The 3,464-nt window shown below is 34.9% G+C and carries 2 protein-coding genes and 1 pseudogene; all 3 read right to left on the reverse strand.

Annotated features, from left to right (window positions below):
- Positions 1-8: 8 nt before the first annotated feature.
- Entirely contained in the window at positions 9-413 is a 405-nt protein-coding gene (locus ACK5ON_RS00840) for a hypothetical protein (RefSeq protein ID WP_409819000.1), read from the reverse strand.
- An 80-nt stretch (positions 414-493) separates the two neighbouring features.
- Positions 494-1,942, reverse strand: a complete 1,449-nt coding sequence (locus ACK5ON_RS00845) for a glyceraldehyde-3-phosphate dehydrogenase (RefSeq protein WP_409819002.1) — start codon at positions 1,940-1,942, stop codon at positions 494-496.
- A gap of 185 nt (positions 1,943-2,127) precedes the next feature.
- A pseudogene (locus ACK5ON_RS00850) lies at positions 2,128-3,464 on the reverse strand (S1C family serine protease); the annotation flags it as partial.

The raw sequence follows: 3,464 nt of genomic DNA on the forward strand, positions 1-3,464 counted from the left end.
CAATGATATTAAGATGCTTTTGGTTCAGCAGGTAAAAATGTACTTAACCATTCCATCGCTTCCTGTTCTGATGCGAAAAATCGCGTAGGTACTTTGGGTCTTACGATTCTGATAAAAAAATTGGCCATGATTCTTTGAGCCAGCGAGGTTGACAACATAGCAATTACCGAGCAATGTTGTGTGACTTCCTCACTTCCATTGTATTCACGTGAAGCTTTGTCCTGATTTGTAAATGAAGCACTTGTCAGGTAAATGGGTGATCTTTCCCAAGGCGAAAGTTTTCGCGACTCCTGAAAAATATATTTTGAATCTTGTAAAGTAAGGTATACATCCTTGTAATTGATTTGCGTAATGCCATTGGCATGGTAAATCACTTCACATTGAGGCAAATCCAGTTTTTGGGGTAGATGCATATTCAAATATATGTTATGCAAAGCATAAAAAAAAGTCCGACCAAATCGGCCGGACTTTTCAAAATACTTTAAAAATCAGATCAATAATAAACCAAACGGTTCACCTTTGAAATGTATTTCGCAAGACGCATGACTTGTTTGGTGTAACCATATTCATTATCGTACCAAACATAGAGCACAATGTTTTTTCCATCTCCTGAAACAATTGTGGCATTGCTGTCATAAATTGATGGTGCAGAAGTTCCCACAATATCAGAAGAAACTAACTCATTATTTAATGAATATTTAATTTGTTCTACCAATTCTCCTTCCAAAGCATAGCTTCTCATGATAGCATTAATATTTTCCAATGAAGTTTCTTTGCTAACTTCTAAATTCAAAACCACTAAAGAACCATTTGGAACAGGTACCCGAATAGCATTGGAAGTCAATTTCCCCGTCAAACTCGGTAACGCTTTGGCAACAGCACTTCCGGCACCAGTTTCTGTAATTACCATATTTAGAGCAGCGGCACGACCACGACGGTATTTTTTGTGCATGTTATCTACTAAGTTTTGGTCATTGGTATAGGCGTGAATGGTTTCTAAATGTCCTTTCACCACGCCAAGAGTATCTTCTACAGCTTTTAGTATGGGTGTGATTGCATTGGTTGTGCATGATGCTGCAGAAAAAATTACCACTTCATCTGGATTGTATTCGTTATGATTTACACCATAAACAATATTTGGAACTCCTTTTCCTGGCGCTGTCAATAGTACTTTGTCAACACCTTTTGAAACTAAATGACGCTTCAATGCTTCTTCAGTAGTAAAAGCACCTGTATTGTCAATCAGTAAAGCATTTTCAATACCATATTTTGTATAGTCAATTTCTTCTGGTGCATTTGCTGTAATAATATGAACAGTAGTACCATTTATTATCAAAGCATTATTGGCTACATCGGCTTGCACGGAACCTTCAAAATCACCATGAATTGAGTCATAACGTAATAATGAAGCTCTTTTTTCTAAAGAAACAGCATCATTTTTATCACGAGTTACAATTGCCCGAAGTCGTAATTGCTGTCCTTTGCCAATTTTACTCATCATTTCTCTTGCAAGCAATCGACCAATTCGCCCAAAACCGTACAGCACCACATCTTTTGGTTTTATGTCCTTCGAATTTTTAGCATTTTTAAGTTTATCAATGACAAACGCTCTGCAATCATGGTATTTATTATCTTCTAAATGGTATTCATAAGTCAATTTTCCAATGTCAATTCGGGATGGCGGTAAATCAAGATTTTCAATAGCTCTCGCAATTTCTACAGTATCAAAAACATTAATTGGTTTTTGAACAAACTCGCCAGCATATTCATGAAGATTCATGATGTCACTCACATTTCTATCGATTAATTGATTTCTGAAAAGCATCAATTCGATGGATTTGTCGTACCATAAATCGCTGATAATTTTAATGAATTCCACGGCAGCTTTACGTCTGTCGGCTTGGAATGATAATTCCTTTTCGTATAAAGTAGTACTGTTCATAAAAAGAGAAAAAGTTTTAGTTGTGTTTTTATGCTGTTCCGAAGCTTCAGGATATTTCAGAATCGTATTAATTTGGCGCAAAAGTATAAAATTGAAGTGTTTCACGAAAACGATTTCGTAACTTTTTTTCATAAAAAAAACCAATCCATTTTTTGGATTGGCTTTAAAGAAAAAAGTAAGATGAATTATAAGATAACTTGCATGACCTGACCGTTTCTATTAATCATTTGAATGCTAACATTTTGATTTTCGTCATTCTTGTTTAAATAACTTGAAATACTTTCCACATCGGTAGCTTTTACTCCATTAACAGACAAAATAATTCCGCCTCTAAGTTGTTCAGAATAGGGTTTTAAATTTTCATTATTAATTTCTTTAATGCGAACACCATAATCTATTTTATATCTCTTTTTATCAGATGAATCAATGTTTTCTAATTCCAATCCTTTATATTCTGTATTTAAAACATCATTCTTTATTAAAGTTACCGAAGCTGTTTTTGTCTCACCATCTCTTACAAAAGTAACTTCAACCTTGTCATTTGGTCTTTTGGTATTGATATAGCCCGAAAGTTCAGCATAAGAATTGATTTTTTGAGTATCTAATTTTTTAATTACATCTCCCTTTTTTAAACCTGCTTTTTCAGCACCAGAATTTTTTGTCACTTTCCCAATATAGAATCCTTCGGCGTCTTCTAATCCAAGTTCTTTTGATATTTTACTGTTTAGTTCATTCCCTTCTATACCAAGAATTCCTCTTTGAACACCACCAAACTCCATGATGTCTTCAATGATTTTTCTTGTAATGTTTGAAGGAACCGCAAATGAATAGCCAGCATAACTTCTGTTGGAGAAGATATCATCGTGTTAATACCAATTAATTCGCCACGAGTATTAACTAATGCACCACCAGAATTTCCTGGGTTCACAGCAGCATCTGTTTGTATAAAAGATTGAATTCCTTTTGTGTCAACGCTTCTGGCTTTTGCCGAAACAATCCCTGCTGTTACGGTTGAAGTTAAATTATAGGGATTACCAACCGCCAAAACCCATTCGCCTACTTTTACAGTATCTGAATCGGCAAAGGTAGCATAGGGTAATTTTTCGTCTGCATTAATTTTTAATAAAGCAATATCCATTTTAGAATCAGTACCAATGAGTTTTGCTTTATACGATTTATTGTTATTTAATGTAACTTCAAGTTCTGTGGCATCTTTTATCACGTGATTATTGGTTACAATATAACCATCTTCAGAAATAATTACACCCGAACCAGTGCCAACTTGTTCTTGTTGTTGACCGCCACGAATTCCATAGATATATTCCATTATAGGATTAGAAACCGTTCTAATAGAAACATTTTTTACGTGTACCACAGTGTTAACGGCATTTTCGGCAGCAACTGTAAAATCAACTGCTTCACCAGATAAACCTACTGTTCTGTTGTAATTTGACGACGCCATAGATACAATCGAATTGCGACTGTCCTTTCCTTCAATAAATAATTTGTAAGCGCCAAGTGT

The sequence above is a fragment of the Flavobacterium sp. genome (genome assembly GCF_046317795.1).
Lineage (GTDB): Bacteria > Bacteroidota > Bacteroidia > Flavobacteriales > Flavobacteriaceae > Flavobacterium.